The sequence below is a fragment of the Rhizobium sp. AN80A genome (assembly GCF_030053015.1).
GTDB classification, from domain to species: Bacteria; Pseudomonadota; Alphaproteobacteria; order Rhizobiales; family Rhizobiaceae; genus Rhizobium; species Rhizobium metallidurans.
On sequence record NZ_JASJPX010000001.1, the window covers coordinates 511,561 to 527,036 of the forward strand.

General features: G+C 64.4%; 13 protein-coding genes. 7 read left to right on the top strand and 6 right to left on the bottom strand.

What is annotated here, in order from left to right; all coding sequences use genetic code 11:
- Window positions 1-129: 129 nt before the first annotated feature.
- The gene (locus tag P3R82_RS02425) at window positions 130-1,614 is read left to right on the top strand and encodes a GMC oxidoreductase (RefSeq protein WP_283192859.1); all 1,485 of its coding nucleotides are present in this window, start codon (window positions 130-132) and stop codon (window positions 1,612-1,614) included.
- Window positions 1,615-1,631: 17 nt separating this feature from the next.
- Window positions 1,632-2,690: a Gfo/Idh/MocA family oxidoreductase gene (locus P3R82_RS02430; RefSeq protein ID WP_283192860.1), complete on the top strand. Its 1,059-nt coding sequence runs from the start codon at window positions 1,632-1,634 to the stop codon at window positions 2,688-2,690.
- A 36-nt stretch (window positions 2,691-2,726) separates the two neighbouring features.
- Here P3R82_RS02430 and P3R82_RS02435 read toward each other — a convergent pair whose 3' ends face one another.
- Window positions 2,727-4,364, bottom strand: a complete 1,638-nt coding sequence (locus P3R82_RS02435; protein WP_283193491.1) for a penicillin-binding protein 2 — start codon at window positions 4,362-4,364, stop codon at window positions 2,727-2,729.
- A gap of 235 nt (window positions 4,365-4,599) precedes the next feature.
- Complete coding sequence (locus tag P3R82_RS02440; protein WP_283192861.1) at window positions 4,600-4,950, bottom strand: hypothetical protein; 351 nt, start codon at window positions 4,948-4,950, stop codon at window positions 4,600-4,602.
- 185 nt (window positions 4,951-5,135) lie between these two features.
- Between P3R82_RS02440 and P3R82_RS02445 the strand changes: the two genes are divergently transcribed.
- Window positions 5,136-6,521 carry a sensor histidine kinase gene (locus tag P3R82_RS02445; protein WP_283192862.1) on the top strand — a complete coding sequence of 462 codons (1,386 nt, stop codon included), beginning with the start codon at window positions 5,136-5,138 and terminating at the stop codon, window positions 6,519-6,521.
- A complete protein-coding gene (locus tag P3R82_RS02450) occupies window positions 6,518-7,192 on the top strand; it encodes a response regulator transcription factor (protein WP_283192863.1) in 675 nt (224 codons plus the stop codon). The genes P3R82_RS02445 and P3R82_RS02450 overlap by 4 nt, the downstream gene beginning before the upstream one ends.
- Window positions 7,193-7,209: 17 nt before the next feature.
- Here P3R82_RS02450 and P3R82_RS02455 read toward each other — a convergent pair whose 3' ends face one another.
- Both P3R82_RS02455 and P3R82_RS02460 read right to left on the bottom strand, forming a co-directional pair.
- Window positions 7,210-7,692: a hypothetical protein gene (locus P3R82_RS02455; RefSeq protein WP_283192864.1), complete on the bottom strand. Its 483-nt coding sequence runs from the start codon at window positions 7,690-7,692 to the stop codon at window positions 7,210-7,212.
- Window positions 7,689-8,156 (bottom strand): hypothetical protein, encoded by a 468-nt coding sequence (locus P3R82_RS02460; RefSeq protein WP_283192865.1) that lies wholly within the window; start codon window positions 8,154-8,156, stop codon window positions 7,689-7,691. The genes P3R82_RS02455 and P3R82_RS02460 overlap by 4 nt, the downstream gene beginning before the upstream one ends.
- 297 nt (window positions 8,157-8,453) lie before the next feature.
- Between P3R82_RS02460 and P3R82_RS02465 the strand changes: the two genes are divergently transcribed.
- Complete coding sequence (locus tag P3R82_RS02465) at window positions 8,454-9,464, top strand: iron ABC transporter substrate-binding protein (RefSeq protein ID WP_283192866.1); 1,011 nt, start codon at window positions 8,454-8,456, stop codon at window positions 9,462-9,464.
- 784 nt (window positions 9,465-10,248) lie between these two features.
- On the opposite strand, the gene hutC is transcribed toward P3R82_RS02465, so the two are convergent.
- Window positions 10,249-10,968 (bottom strand): histidine utilization repressor, encoded by a 720-nt coding sequence (gene hutC / locus P3R82_RS02470; protein WP_283192867.1) that lies wholly within the window; start codon window positions 10,966-10,968, stop codon window positions 10,249-10,251.
- A 57-nt stretch (window positions 10,969-11,025) separates the two neighbouring features.
- Window positions 11,026-12,387 carry a formimidoylglutamate deiminase gene (locus tag P3R82_RS02475; RefSeq protein WP_283192868.1) on the bottom strand — a complete coding sequence of 454 codons (1,362 nt, stop codon included), beginning with the start codon at window positions 12,385-12,387 and terminating at the stop codon, window positions 11,026-11,028.
- A 121-nt stretch (window positions 12,388-12,508) separates the two neighbouring features.
- On the opposite strand from P3R82_RS02475, the gene hutI reads away from it, so the two are divergent.
- On the top strand, window positions 12,509-13,771 hold the full coding sequence (hutI, locus tag P3R82_RS02480; RefSeq protein WP_283192869.1) for an imidazolonepropionase: 1,263 nt from the start codon (window positions 12,509-12,511) through the stop codon (window positions 13,769-13,771).
- Window positions 13,768-15,303, top strand: coding sequence for a histidine ammonia-lyase (gene hutH / locus P3R82_RS02485; RefSeq protein WP_283192870.1), 1,536 nt, complete (start codon window positions 13,768-13,770; stop codon window positions 15,301-15,303). The genes hutI and hutH overlap by 4 nt, the downstream gene beginning before the upstream one ends.
- Window positions 15,304-15,476 lie beyond the last annotated feature (173 nt).

Genomic DNA, 15,476 nt, shown 5'->3' on the forward strand with positions numbered 1-15,476 from the left:
CCTCGCGATCAGTGCCGCCACCATCGGAAACGCGGTTGGGACTGTCAATATCGAGATTGACAATCACCCGGATACATCCTTGTTTGCTATCAAAGAGATGAAGTGCATGGAGCATGCAGGGGAATGGGAATGAAGTCCGCAGACGTCGTCATCGTGGGAACCGGACCGACCGGATCCGCCTATGCCAGGGTCATTCGCAACGAGTGGCCCGAGGCGCGCATTCTGATGGTGGAGGCAGGGCCGCAGATCCTGCCCAAGACAGGCGGACATCTCGACAACGTCGCCGATCTCGACGAGCGCGGCGCGCTCGAGGTTCTCGCCCAGGGCGGCGACCGCACCCCGCGCATGCCGATCAACAAGGAGGAATGGGAGGCGCGCCGCGCCGGTGGCTTCGACGGCTCGCTGCTGCGCCGCTCGGGCCTGTTCATCGCCAATGACGGCGATCCCCAGGATGAAAACCTGTTCGCCGGATTCTCGGCCGCCAATGTCGGCGGCATGGGCACCAAGTGGTCGACCGGCACGCCGGTGCCCTCGGAGATCGAACTCGTACCCTTTATCTCCGCCCCTGAGATGCAGGCGGCGTTGGCGACCTCGGCCAAACTTCTCGGCACCAACACCGACCCGAATGCCGGCGATCCCGCTGCCATTGCGCTTCGCGAACGTCTCGGCGCGGTCTTCAACGCAGGCCGAACGCCCGACCGCTTCGTCCAGCCCATGCCGCTGGCGGCCACGCCCGGCCCCGACGGCCTGCATTATCACGGAACCGATGTCGTCCTCGGCGATCTCGTCGATGAACCGGCCGAGCGCTTTTCCATCCTGACCGAGACGGCCTGCCGCCGCGTCATTCACGACGGCCGGACCGTCACCGGCGTCGAGCTCGCCAGCACGGGCTCCGGCGACAGCTTCGTGGTCAGCGCCGGCACAGTCGTCGTCGCCTGTGATGCGCTCCATTCGCCACAGCTTCTCCACGCATCCGGCATCCGCCCCGAGGCCCTCGGCCGCAACCTCAACGATCACTACATCGTCTCGCAGATCTCCGAGATGGATACCGATGTGCCGATGAAGGCGATGAGCTGGATTCCCGCCACCAGGGACTTCCCCTATTCGGTGACCATCGCGCCTGCCAGCCTGCACAGCATGCCGCGTTCGGGCGACATCGTCGGGCAGCCGATCGGCATGGGCTTCTTCGTCTCTTCCGACATCAGCCCCGACAACCGCGTCACCTTCGACGATACGCGCACCGACTGGCTCGGACTGCCCGCCATCTCGATCAAGTGGCGCCAGTCGGAAGGCGACAAGGCGCGCCTCGAAGAGGCCAAGGACCACGCGCTGGCGATTTCCAACATCATCGGCCGGCCAGCAGCGGGCTTCGCCACCTTCGTGCAGCCGGTGGGCTCTTCTCTCCACTTCCAGGGCACGATCCGCATGGGCGAGGCCGACGATGGCACCAGCGTCTGCGACAAGACGTCGAAGGTCTGGGGCTTCGATAATCTCTACGTCGCCGGCAACGGCGTCATCCCGACCGCAACAGCGACCAATCCCACCCTGTTCTCGGTCGCCCTTGCCAGCATCGGCGCCCGCGCGATTGCCGGGGCGCGCCGGACGGCGGCCTGATAAACGAGGCGAATCTCATGACAAATCCAGAACTCAAGGTCCTCGTGGTCGGGCTCGGCCAGATGGGCAAGAGCCACGCGCTCGCGTACCACGCGCATCCCGGCTTCGAGATCGTCGGCCTCGTCAACCGCTCGACCCCGACGCTGCCGGCAGAGCTCTCCGGCTATCCGGTGCGTAACGACTATGCCGCAGCGCTCGCCGAATTCTCGCCCGATGTCGTCTCCGTCGCCACGCATACGAACACCCATGCCGACATGGCGGTCGCGGCGATGGAAAGCGGCGCCCACGTTTTCGTCGAAAAGCCGCTGGCGGCCAATGTCGCGGATGCGGAGCGGGTCGTAGCGGCGGCCAAGGCCAATGGCCGCAAGCTCGTCATCGGCTACATCCTGCGTCATCATCCCTCGTGGATGCGCATGATCGCCGAATCGCGCAGCCTCGGCGGCCCCTACGTGTTCCGCATGAACCTCAATCAGCAATCGAGCGGAGCCGCCTGGGACATTCACCGTTCCATCATGCAGACGACCTCGCCGATCGTCGATTGCGGCGTGCATTATGTCGACGTCATGTGCCAGATCACCGATTCCAAGCCGGTCGAGGTGCGCGGCATGGGCGTCGGGCTGGCGCAGGGCCTGCCCAAGGGCATGTACAATTACGGTCACTTCCAGGTGCTGTTCGAGGATGGCAGCGTCGGCTGGTACGAGGCGGGCTGGGGTCCGATGATGTCGGAAACGGCCTTCTTCGTCAAAGACGTGATCTCGCCCAACGGCTCGGTCTCGATCGTCATGGACGAAGGCGCGAGTTCCGCCAGCCTCGACGCCCACACCAAGACGTCGCGCCTTCGCGTGCACCACGCGGGAACCGATGCTAAGGGCGGCTTCAGCCGATCCGACGACTGGCTCGACATGCACGACGAGCCCGACCACCAGATGCTGTGCGACCGCGAGCAGGATTTCGTCTATCGCGCCATAACGGAAGATCTCGACCTCGCCCGCCATATGGACGACGCCGTCACATCGCTGAAGATCTGCCTCGCGGCCGACGAAAGCGTGCGCACCGGCCAGGCCGTCAAGCTCTGACGCCTGGCCTTCGGCGCGGGCCTTCCCCCGCGCTGATCAGTAATTCGCCAGCAGATACTCCGCACCCGGGTCTCCGAAGCGCGGGGCGACCCCCAACAGCGGTGCCGCACGCCCGATGATGGACTTGATCATCGGTGCGGCGGTAGACGCCGCCGTGCGACCGCCATTCTCGCCGGTTTGCGGCGCGTCGATGATGGTCAGCACGATGTATTTGGGCCGGTCCATCGGGAATGCGGCGACGAACGCGTTGAAGTTCTGGTCGGTGGCATATCGGCCGTTGATGACCTTGTCGGCCGTTCCCGTCTTGCCGCCGATGTTGAAGCCTTCCACCTGGGCGCTGCGGCCCGATCCCTTGATGCCGTTCCACGCATAGAGATAGCGCATGTCCTCGCTCGTCTTCTCGCGGATGACGATCTTGGCGATATCGTTTGCCTGCGCGGCGCTGCGCGGAAGAAATGTCGGCGGGACAAGCCTGCCGCCATTGATGAGGGAGGCGGCGGCAACGGCTGTCTGGAGCGGCGTCGTCGCGGCCCCGTGGCCATAGGAGATCGTGACCGAGTTGATCTTCTTCCAGACCTTCGGCTGCGTCGGCGTCGCCACGCCGGGCATCTCGGTCTCCATCTTGGAGAGCAGTCCCAGCCTGGTCAGGAACTCCTGGTGCCGCTCGATGCCGACCAGGTCGGCGACCCCCGCCGTGCCGATATTGGACGAATACTGGAAGATCTCGGGGATGGTCAGCGGGCGGTTCTTGCCCTTGAAATCCTTGATGGTGAAGCCGCCCATGCGGATTGGCCGGGAAGCGTCGATAACCGAGTTCAGCGTGACCTTGCCTTCGTCCAGGCCCATCGCGAGCGTGAAACTCTTGAAGGTCGAGCCCATCTCGAATGTCGCGTTGCTGATGCGGTTGAACCAGCCCTTCTCGTATTCCTTGTCGACCTTGCCGTCGGGCAGCGTGCGGGACGGCTGGTTGGGATCGAAGTCGGGCAACGATGCCATCGCCAGGACCTCGCCGGTTTCGACGTCGAGGACGACGGCTCCGGCCGCCTGCGCCTCGTACTTGACCAAGGCCTCCGCGGCGACCTCACGCACGATGTTCTGGACGCGCAGGTCGATGGACAGCGTTACCGGCTCCAGAGGCATGTCGCTCGTCAGTCCGGCGGCGCGAAGGTCGAGCAACCCCTGCTCGTCGAGGTATCGCTCCATTCCCGCGACGCCGCGATTGTCGATATCGACATAACCGAGCACGTGCGCGGCCGTATTGCCGCCCGGATAGAAACGCTTCTTCTCGGGGCGGAACCCGACCCCCGGAATCCCGAGCTCGAGAATCTGGCTTTGCTGACGAGGCGTGATCTGGCGACAGATCCAGGCGAATCTCGACGATTTCACCGAGAGCTTCGCATAGGTCCCCTTGCGATCGATATCCGGGAAGATCGTCGCGAGTTTTTCCACGGCGTCGTCCACGTCGACGATCCTGTTGGGTTCGGCGAACATCGAGACCGTCCGGATGTCGGTCGCGAGCAACTGTCCGTTCCGATCGAGAATGTCTGGCCGCGACGCCATGAGCTTGTCCGAAGGCAGAATGTCGGATGCGGCCGCGGGATCGCGGACCCCGTATTCGACGAGCCGCGCCGCGCTGGCCGCGAAGGCGATGACAAGCCCTACCGCCACAAGCACGACGCGCGTCTTGCCCTGCTTGTAGAGATCGACCTTTTTCCTGTTCTTCACCCGAAGTGCCGAGACATTGAGATGGCGCGGCGCTTCGCGAGAACGATTTTCGATACGAGGCTCATCGTCAGCGCGCTCCCATCGTCTGGGCATATCGCGGCGAGGCGGGCAGGCTCTTGTGTGCGTCGGCTACTGAAAACATCTGGGCTCTCTCTCGAGCAGCCCTGATATCATCAGGTGATCGTCAGGCTGCTCTGGCTAGTGGATCGGGATGAGAAAGCGGGCCGCCGGCGATTGGCGGTCGATAGATGGGCGCGCGCATCCGGCCCTCGAGGTAGATCGGCAGGTCGGGATAATAGCTTACGTCGACAAGTTTCCAGGCGCTGGGCCAAGCCTCTCCCGGCTGCCGCCGGGTCCAGTGATCGCCGTCATGCGCATGTCCGATGTCGCGGTCGGCCGCGTGGGACAGGACATCGGGCTCCATGAGGATCTCGGTTTGAGCAGGCGCGGCGAAGGAAGCGCTCGGAAGGCATGTCTGCGCACTGCCGATCGTCGTCAACATGATCATCAGAACAATGAGAATGCGCCGAATCATCTTCTACCGAGTAAGGCTTCGTTAACTCTAGTCACCCTACCGCCAGAACATTAACCAATTCTCAAGACGTCGATCCCGCCCATGGAAATTCCGAATGCACGCCTCCCGCTGCGTCGCCTTTCGTCCCTGCGGGGCCGCCATTGGTCCTTCTTCTTCTTGGCTGCAAACATCGATATGCTAGCGCGATGAATGTCGTTTCGGTCACCCCACCTCGCAGGATGCTGCGCCAAAGGCTAAGCCTGGCGTGGCAGTTCGGCATTGCGGGCGGGCTGGTGCTCGTACTCGGCATGGTGCTGATCGGATTGTGGGTGACCAGCCGCATCGAAAGTGCGACGGTGCGCAACACCGGCAGCGCCACCGCGCTCTATGTCGACAGCATCATCGCGCCGCTCACGCAGGAGCTCGCCTCGGGCACGTCGCTTGGCGAGGGCGCCAAGCGGGCGTTGACCGAAACGCTGCAACAGGGCGTGCTGCGCGGCCGCCTCTACTCGTTCAAGATCTGGCGTCCCGACGCCACCGTGCTGTTCAGCAGCGAATCCAGCCTCGTCGGCAAGCATTTCTCGATGACCGAGGGCCTTGCGACGGCGCTCGCCGGCACCGTCCATGCCGAGTTCGACGATCTCGAGGGCGAGGAAAACAAGCTGGAGCAGCAGAGCGACCAGCCGCTTCTGGAAATCTACAGCCCGATCCGCGAGCCCTGGTCGGGCGACATCATCGGTGTCGCGGAGTTCTACGAGGTCGCCAGCGACCTGCGCGCCGAACTTGCGGTCACCAGGCTGCAAAGCTGGCTCGTCGTCGGCACGGTGACCGCGGGTATGCTCGCGCTGCTCTTCATCATCGTTGCCAGGGGCAGCCACCTGATCGACGCCCAACGCCGGTCGCTCGATGCGCAGGTTTTGGAGCTGTCGCGGATGCTCGACCTCAACCGAACTCTGCGCCAGCGCGCCGACAAGGCGAACCAGCGCACGGCGACGCTCAACGAACGCTACCTGCGCCGCATCTCGGCCGAGCTGCACGACGGCCCCGCGCAGCTGCTCGGCTTTGCCGCGCTGAGGCTGGAAGCAATCGCGAAGGGAACCGCGAAGGGCGACGACGAATCGCTGGTCAGCAGCTCGATCACCGAGGCCATCCAGGAAATCCGCAACATCTGCCGCGGCCTGACGCTGCCGGAACTCGAGAGGCTTTCGGGCGACGACGTCGTTCGCCGCGCCATTCAGGCACACGAGACACATTCGCGCAGCAGGATCATATCGGACGTCGGCTCGCTCGACGTCACCGCGCAGGCCGCGAAGATCTGTATCTACCGCTTCATCCAGGAAGCGCTGAGCAACGCCACCCGGCATGCCGGCGCATCGAGAATCTCGGTGACGGCGACCCAAGACGACCAGCAGATCGTGATCGCGGTCGAGGACAACGGAACCGGTTTCGTACGGGCCGGCAACGAGGACGGGCTCGGTCTTGCCGGTATCGAGGAACGTTTGGCCGGGCTCGGCGGTCGCCTCGACATCACGTCGGATGCCAGCGCCGGAACCGCCTTGAGGATGATATTGCCGAGGAGACCAACGGAATGACGTCGAATATGCTGAGGGTCGCGATCGTCGACGACCACCCGATCTTCCGCAACGGCCTGGCCCGCAGCCTTTCCGACGAACCGGGCTTCGAAGTGGTCGGCGAAGGCGCCAGCGCCGCCGACGCGGTTGCACTGTTCAACGAGCACCGGCCCGATGCGCTGCTCCTCGACCTCTCCATGCCGGGCGGCGGGCATCAGGCGTTGCGGTCGATCGTCGAGACCGACCCGGCCGCAACGGTGATCGTGCTGACCGCCTCGGAGGAAGACAGCGATCTTTTCGACGCGCTGAAGGAAGGGGCGAAGGGTTATATCCTGAAGGGGGTCAACGCCTCGACGCTGGTATCGGCGATCCACAATGTGGTGGCCGGCGAGAGCTATGTGTCGCCGAGCCTCGCCGCGCGCATCCTGACGGAGATGAAGGGCGAGACCGCCCTGCCACAGCCCGCCGCCCCGCGCAATCCGCACGACGACGCGCTGGCCTTGCTGACGCCGCGCGAGGAACAGATTCTCGGTCTGGTCGCCGACGGCAACAGCAACAAGGAAGTTGCCCGCCAGCTGAACCTTCAGGAAAAGACGATCAAGCACAACATGACGCGCATCCTGCAGAAACTGAAGGCGCGCAACCGCACCGAAGCCGCGATCTTCCTGCGTGACGCGCGGTCGCGACCCTGAACCCCGTTCGCGTCGCGTCAGCGAAACCGCTCGACATCGCTGCTCTTTGCGGCACGCCGGATGACGAGGCGCCCCTCCGGGTCGAACAGCTCATAACGGCCGTTCCGGATGCGCTCGCGCCAGCCGCCATCAAAGGCGCGATCTTCGCTCCGGGATATGGAACCCGTGCGCTCGTCTCCGCGCCCATGCCGATCGCCACCGGACCGGCTGCCGCCACTGTCGTCCGACGAGCGCGAGCCGGATGATCCTGACGTCCCCGAACCCGACGTGCCCGAACCTGACGTTTCGGAAGAACCGGACGAGCCGGAATGACCCGAGCCGGAGGAGCCGGAATGATCGGAACCGGACGAACCTGAGCCGGACCCCGAGCCGCTTCCGCCCGAGCTCCCGCTTCCGCTTGAGCCGCCATCGCCGCCTCCCTTCTCCGCCCATGCCGAGACCGGCGCTGAAACGGCGAACATCGTGCAGAGAATGAAGGCGCAGGCGATTTTCTTGTTCACGATCGATCTCCTTGACGGGTTGGCCCGGTCCGCGAACGGGCCGGGCCATGGCTGATCTGACGGTTAGTGGCGTCCGCCGTTGTCGTCGCCGCCGCCGCGCCACCACGATTGTCGCCGCCGTTGTCGTCCCCGCCGCCACGGCCGCCACGATTGTCGCCACCGCGGTCGTCTCCGCCATTGCGCTGATGGCTTGCGGAATCATCCGAGCCGCGCCCGCGCGAAGAGGAGGATGACGACGAGGACGAGCTGTGGCGAACGTCGTTGGGACCGTCGTCGAGACCCTGGCCGTGGCGCTTGAGCTTGCGATTGACGCGGTCGTCGGCGCCCTGGCGTACGAGCGTGACGAGCGGAGGCTTGGCCGCCGTGAGGCCGGCGTCGGTGGAGAGTGGTCCGGCGCCGGCCGAACCGAACGCCAGAAGCAGCGATCCGACGGCAACGCAAGTGTGAACAGCGATCTTCTTCATGCGTATGCTCCTTGGTTTTCCGGCCGGAACGGTTGTGATCGTGTGAGATATTGCCGGTCGGGTTCGTCAATTCTCGCGCATCCGACGCTCATTCATAGCGGCCCCGGTCCTCTACGGCCGCCGATAGGGACTTTAGTCCCCATGGTCAGGACCAACGGCTCAAGATAAGTGGAGTGTGTTGGAATAGTTTTAGCCGGCACGGCTGGCCGAACAATTCAGACGCAGTGCTAACCAATTCATAGCGACCGAAAATCTGAGCCGATCCGTGCTTGGTTTCGCTCCAATCGGGAGTTTGACATGAAGACATCCATCAGCCTGAAGCTGGCCTCCGCCGCCGCGCTTCTCGCCGCAACAGCCTTCGTAAACGGTGCGTTCGCGCAGGATGCCGAAGGCATCGTCCTGTACAACGCCCAGCACGAGGGCCTCGGCAAGGAGTGGACGGAAGCCTTCACCAAGGATACCGGCATCAAGGTCACCGTCCGCAATGGCGGCGACATGCAGCTCGCCAACCAGATCATCCAGGAAGGCGACGCATCGCCCGCCGACGTATTCCTGACCGAAAATTCCCCGGCCATGGCACTGGTCGGCTCCGCCGGCCTCTTCGCACAGGTCGACAAGGAAACGCTGGCCCAGGTTCCAGAACAGTTCCGCCCGGCCGACGGCACCTGGACGGGCATCGGCGCGCGCTCGACCGTGTTCGCCTACGACAAGAACAAGCTCACCGAAGACAAGCTGCCGAAGTCGATCCTCGATCTCGCCGATCCGGCCTGGAAGGGTCGTTGGGGTGCATCTCCCGGTGGCGCCGATTTCCAGGCGATCGTCGGCGCGATGCTGCAGCTGAAGGGCGAGGAAGCGACCGCGGCATGGCTGAAGTCCATGAAGGAAAACGCAACGCCCTATAAGGGCAACAGCGTTGCCATGAAGGCCGTCAATGCCGGCGAAGTCGAAGGCGCTGTCATCTACCACTACTACTGGTTCGGCGATCAGGCCAAGACCGCCGAGAACAGCAAGAACGTCGCCCTGTACTACTTCAAGAACCAGGATCCGGGCGCCTTCGTCAGCGTCTCCGGCGGTGGTGTGCTGAAGTCCAGCAAGAAGTCGAAGGAAGCCCAGGCGTTCCTCAAGTGGATCACCTCCAAGGCTGGCCAGGACATCCTGAAGAACGGCACCTCGTTCGAGTATTCGGTTGCCGGTGATTCCAACGCCAAGCTGGTTCCGATCGCCGATCTCCAGGCCCCGAAGGTCGAAGCCTCCAAGCTCGACAACAAGAAGGTCGTCGAACTGATGACCGCCGCCGGTCTGCTCTAAGCTTATCAGCCCCCAGGATGTTGGAGCCGCGCGTCGAAAGATGCGCGGCTTTCTTGTGTCTGAGGACGACGCGATTTCATCAAATCAATAGTTTGCGCGAATTTCTTGTTTCAATTTTCCCCGCTCGAAAGACCTCGGCCTACAATAAAGGCGTCCCGTCATCGGATACCCCGGCAGGCGTGCCGGCGAGGCGGGATCGGCGCGGAGCGTGAGGGTGAGACGCAAAACCTCACGGTCCGGGTCCGCGGAAAATGATCTCCCTCCGGTGACGGCGGTATCCCTTGCAAGAGGGTGCCGAGTTGAGCCCGGACGTGCCTGTGAGGCACACATGGTCTCCCCCGGCGAAGTTGGGCGAGAAGGCAGAGAGATCGGAGTCGCGGGCATAAACCGCCGAACGGGGCGCTGGAAAGCGCCATATTTTACTTACTCAATCGAGGTGATTTCCAGCGCCCCGTCCGAGTGAAGATTGCATGGTGGAGACACGGGCTTTCGGGCGGCGTGGGGTTTTGGTGTGTCTGTGGGGATGTGGTGCGATGATAGAGAGGTCTCGTCGTGGAACACCCCCCTCTGCCCTGCCGGGCATCTCCCCCCACAGGTGGGGGAGAGGACTCGTGGCCCGCTCACGGTCTTGGCGTCAACATCGCCACAAGTTAAGCCCTCCCCCTTGTGGGGAGGGTTGGGAGGGGTCTTTGCCCTACGCGCTCACATCAATGACCGGCAGGCCAGCCGGATACCAAGCGGCACCACAACCGGGTTGGCGACTCCACACCGTCAACCATCCCCCTCAAGACGCCGGCGTAAACCGCGCCACCAGCGCATGTTTGTCGCCGGGATAGGTAAACCGCACATGGGTAACCGGGCCGACATTGCTCCAGGTACGGCGCTCGACCACGAGGCAGGCGGTATTGCGCGCGATGTCGAGCAACGTCGCCGCTTCGCCTCCCGCCGCAACCGCGTGGATGCGGTGTTCGGCGCTCGACCATGGGATCTGGTTGATCAGCCAGGCGCCGGGCGGCAGGTTCGCGAAGTCGGCATCCTCGGCCTCGGGCACCGTGGCGAGGCTGATCAGGCGCTCCTCGAGACAGAAGGGACGTCCACCGGCATGGTGGATGCAGACCACCTCGACGACGGAGGAGCCCGGCTGCAATTCGAGGCGCCTGTTATCGTCGGCGTCCGCCTTGCGCTTGGCGCGCCTGGCGACCGAAAACGAATAGGCAAGGTTCAGCGATTTCACCTCGGCGGCGATGTCGTGGATCTCCAGCACGGCCGATTGCGCCTGCGGCTGGGTGACGAAGCTGCCGGATTTCTTGCGGCGTTCGATCAGGCCGGCCTTGGCGAGCTGGGTCAGCGCCTTGTTCACCGTCATGCGCGAGCAGTCATAGGCTTTGGTGAGCTCCAGCTCGAACGGAATGCGGTGACCCGGCGGCCACTCGCCCGAGACGATGCGGCCTTCGATGTCGTTCACGATCCGCTGATGCAAGGTGATGTCCCTGCCCTGATCCATCGTCACGCTCCGCTTTTCTTCCCGGTCTATCGGCAATGTCCGAGTCGGGGAAGGCCGTCAGGCCGCCAGCAATTCGCTCATTGCCTTGAGGAAGCGCCGATTGATCGCCTCGCGGCCAACATGCCGGCCGCCTTCGACCTTCTTCTCACCCAGCGCCCAGACGCTGTCGACCCCGACGCCGCCAGCAAACATCCAGTGGTCGAGCAGCTGATCGCCGGCGAGATAGGGGACGGCCGACGTGTCCAGGGCTACGATATCGGCGTGGTGCCCTATCGCCAGCCCGCCCGGCGCCTTCAGCGCCGCACCGCCGCCCGTGATCGCATGGTCGAAGAGGCTGCGCGCCGTGGAACCGCCGGATGCGGCAATGACGTTGCGGGCTTTCAGCGCCAGGCGCTGCGAATATTCGAGCTGCCTGAGCTCGCCGGGGAGAGAGATCAGCACGTTGGAATCGGAGCCGACGCCGTACCGCCCGCCCTCTTCGAGAAACAGCGGCGCCGGGAAGGTGCCATCGCCGAGATTGGCTTCGGTGATCGGGCAGAGGCCGGCGATCGCGCCGCGCCGCGCCATCTCGCGGGTCTCGCTGTCGGTCATGTGGGTGGCGTGGATCAGGCACCAGCGGTTGTCGACATCGGCATTGTCGAGCAGCCATTCGACCGGCCGGGCGCCGGACCATGAAATGCAATCCTCGACCTCCTTCACCTGTTCGGCGATGTGGATGTGGATAGGCCCCTCGCCCGCCATCGGCACCACCTTGGTGAGCTCTTCCGGCGTCGCCGCCCGCAGGCTGTGCGGCGCAAGCCCGAGTTCGGCGCCGCTCAGCCGCGATGTCAGTTTCCGGCAGCCGTCCATCAACGCCGCGAAGCTGTCGAGCGAATTGATGAACCGGCGCTGGCCCTCGATCGGCTCGGCACCGCCGAAGCCGGAATGGGCGTAGAAGACCGGCAGCAGGGTCAGTCCGATGCCCGCCGTCGCACTCGCCGCGCCAATCCGTTCGGCCAGCTCCGCGATGTTGGCGTAAGGCCGTCCGTCCTTGTCATGGTGCAGATAATGAAACTCGCCGACGCGGGAAAAGCCGGCCTCCAGCATCTCCATGTAGAGCTGCGAGGCGACAGCCTCGACATGATCAGGCGTCATCGACAAGGCGAACTTGTACATGACGGTGCGCCAGCTCCAGAAGCTGTCGTTGGCGTGGCCCCTTACCTCGGCCAAGCCCGCCATGGCGCGTTGAAAAGCATGGCTGTGGAGATTCCCCATGGCCGGGACGAGCGTATGATGGCGTTCGTCGGCAGGCTCCGCATCAACCGATGTCTCGATGCTAGATATGCGTCCACCGTCGAGCGTCAGCCGGACATTCTCCCGCCATCCCTCCGGCAGAAGAGCGGCGCGCGCGTGGAGTGTCGTCGCAACTGTTTGAGCCATGACCGTTTTCTCTCCTTCTGCGGAAGCATCTCTTTCTTTTCCAGAGATACGCCCAAATTTTTCCTTGTCACCTGTTTATTATGTATATACATGTTGAGGCATAAGGAAAGGCGCAAAGCTGATGAACGGGAACAATTTTCCAGACAGGCAGACCTCGGGAGAGGCTCGGCCGCACCTGTGGCGCAACGCCCGCCTGGCAACGCTCGATCCGGCCAAGCAAGGCCTGGGTGTTGTCGAGAAGGGCGCGATCGTCGTCGAATCCGGCCGCATCACCTATGTCGGCCCGGAAAGCGAATTGCCGGTCCTGGCGATCGAGCGCGCCGAGATCACCGATCTCGAAGGCCGCTGGGTGACGCCGGGTCTCGTCGATTGCCACACCCACATCGTCCATGGCGGCAACCGCGCCCGCGAGTTCGAGATGCGGCTGGATGGCGCCACCTATGAAGAGGTCGCCCGCGCTGGCGGCGGTATCGTCTCGTCGGTCAAGGCCACCAACGCGCTGTCCGTCGACGGCCTCGTCGCCGCATCGCTTCCGCGTCTCGACACGCTGCTTGCCGAGGGGATGACGACGATCGAGATCAAGTCCGGCTATGGGCTCAACATCGAAGCCGAGCTGAAGATGCTGCGCGCCGCCCGCGCTCTCGGCAATCTTCGCCCGGTCCGCGTCGTCACCTCCTATCTCGGCGCCCATGCGACGCCAGTCGAATACAAGGGCCGCAATGGCGATTACATCACCGATGTCGTGCTGCCCGGCCTCGAGCAGGCGCATGCCGAAGGTCTGGTCGATGCCGTCGACGGCTTCTGCGAGGGCATCGCGTTTTCGGTCGAAGAGATGCGCCGCGTCTTCGACCGCGCCCAGCAGCTGGGTCTCCCGGTCAAGCTCCATGCCGAGCAGCTCTCCAACCTCGGCGGGGCCCGCTTCGCGGCCTCCTATCTGGCGCTTTCGGCCGACCATCTCGAATATCTCACCGCCGATGACGCCGTCGTCATGGCCGCGGCCGGAACCGTCGCCGTGCTCCTGCCCGGCGCCTTCTACGCCATCAACGAAAAGCAGAAGCCGCCGGTCAAGGCGCTGCGCGAGGCCGGCGCCCACATCGCCATCGCCACCGATTGCAACCCCGGCACCTCGCCGCTGACCTCGCTGCTTTTGACCATGAACATGTCCGCCACCCTGTTCGGCCTCACCGTCGAGGAGTGCATCGCCGGCGCCACCCGCGAAGGTGCACGCGCCCTTGGCCTCATCGACGAAACCGGCACGCTCGAAACCGGCAAGTCCGCCGATTTCGCCATCTGGGATGTCGAGAGCCTCGCCGAACTCGTCTACCGCATCGGCTTCAACCCGCTTCACGCACACGTCTTCAAGGGCGAAAGGATCGACCGTTGACCATCACTCTTCACCCCGGCTCCGTATCGCTCAAGCATCTGGAAACGATCTACTGGACCGGCGAGCCTGCTGTGCTCGACCGCTCCTTCGACGCCGGCATCAACAAGGCGGCCGCCCGCATCGCCGAGATCGCCGCCGGCAACGCGCCTGTCTACGGTATCAATACCGGCTTCGGAAAGCTTGCCTCGATCAAGATCGACAGCGCCGACGTCGCGACGCTCCAGCGGAATCTCATCCTGTCGCATTGCTGCGGCGTCGGCGCGCCGCTTGCCGAAAACATCGTCCGCCTGATCATGGCCCTCAAGCTCGTCTCGCTCGGTCGCGGCGCATCCGGCGTGCGGCTGGAGCTGGTGCGGCTGATCGAGGGCATGCTGGAAAAGGGCGTCATCCCTGTTATCCCGGAAAAGGGCTCCGTCGGCGCCTCCGGCGATCTTGCGCCGCTGGCGCATATGGCCGCCGTGATGATGGGCGAAGCCGAAGCCTTCTATAAGGGCGAGCGGCTCTCCGGCGCCGCGGCACTCGACAAGGCCGGCCTGACACCTGTGGTGTTGGCCGCCAAGGAAGGCCTGGCGCTGATCAACGGCACGCAGACCTCCACCGCGCTGGCGCTGGCCGGCCTCTTCCGCGCCCACCGCGCCGCACAGGCCGCCTTGATCACCGGCGCGATGTCGACCGATGCCGCCATGGGCTCGTCCGCCCCGTTCCATCCCGACATCCACACGCTGCGTGGCCACAAGGGCCAGATCGATACGGCGGCTGCTCTGCGGGCACTGCTCGACAACTCGGTCATCCGCCAGAGCCACATCGAGGGCGACGAGCGCGTCCAGGACCCCTACTGCATCCGCTGCCAGCCGCAGGTCGACGGCGCCTGCTTGGACCTGTTGCGTTCGGTCGCCCGCACACTGGAGATCGAGGCCAACGCGGTGACCGACAACCCGCTGGTCCTCTCCGATAATTCCGTCGTCTCCGGCGGCAATTTCCACGCCGAGCCGGTCGCCTTCGCCGCCGACCAGATCGCCATCGCCGTCTGCGAAATCGGCGCCATCGCCCAACGGCGCATCGCGCTGCTCGTCGATCCGGCCCTCTCCTACGGCCTGCCCGCCTTCCTCGCCAAGAAGCCCGGCCTCAACTCCGGCCTGATGATCGCGGAAGTGACGTCGGCGGCGCTGATGTCGGAGAACAAGCAGATGTCGCACCCGGCTTCGGTGGACAGCACCCCGACTTCGGCCAACCAGGAAGACCACGTCTCCATGGCCTGCCACGGCGCCCGCCGCCTGCTGCAGATGACAGACAACCTGTTCTCGATCATCGGCATCGAGGCGCTGACGGCGGCCCAGGGCGTCGAATTCCGCGCCCCGCTTGCCACCAGCCCGGAACTTTCAAGCGCTATCGCCGCGATCCGTTCAGTGGTGGCGACGCTGGAGGTCGACCGCTACATGGCGGGTGACCTGCAGGCGGCCAGCGATCTGGTGGCATCGGGTGGGCTCAATGCGGCGGTGTCTTCGGGCATTCTGCCGGTGCTGGAGGCGTGATGGTGATGTCTACGCTCGTGGCGCCCCCTCTGCCCTGCCGGGCATCTCCCCCACAGGTGGGGAGATTGGCTGGGCTTACCCGCTCGCTCCAAAGTCAACCGTTCTGCAAGGCGATAACAACGGGTCGATCTCCCCCCTTGTGGGGGAGATGTCCGGCAGGACAGAGGGGGGTA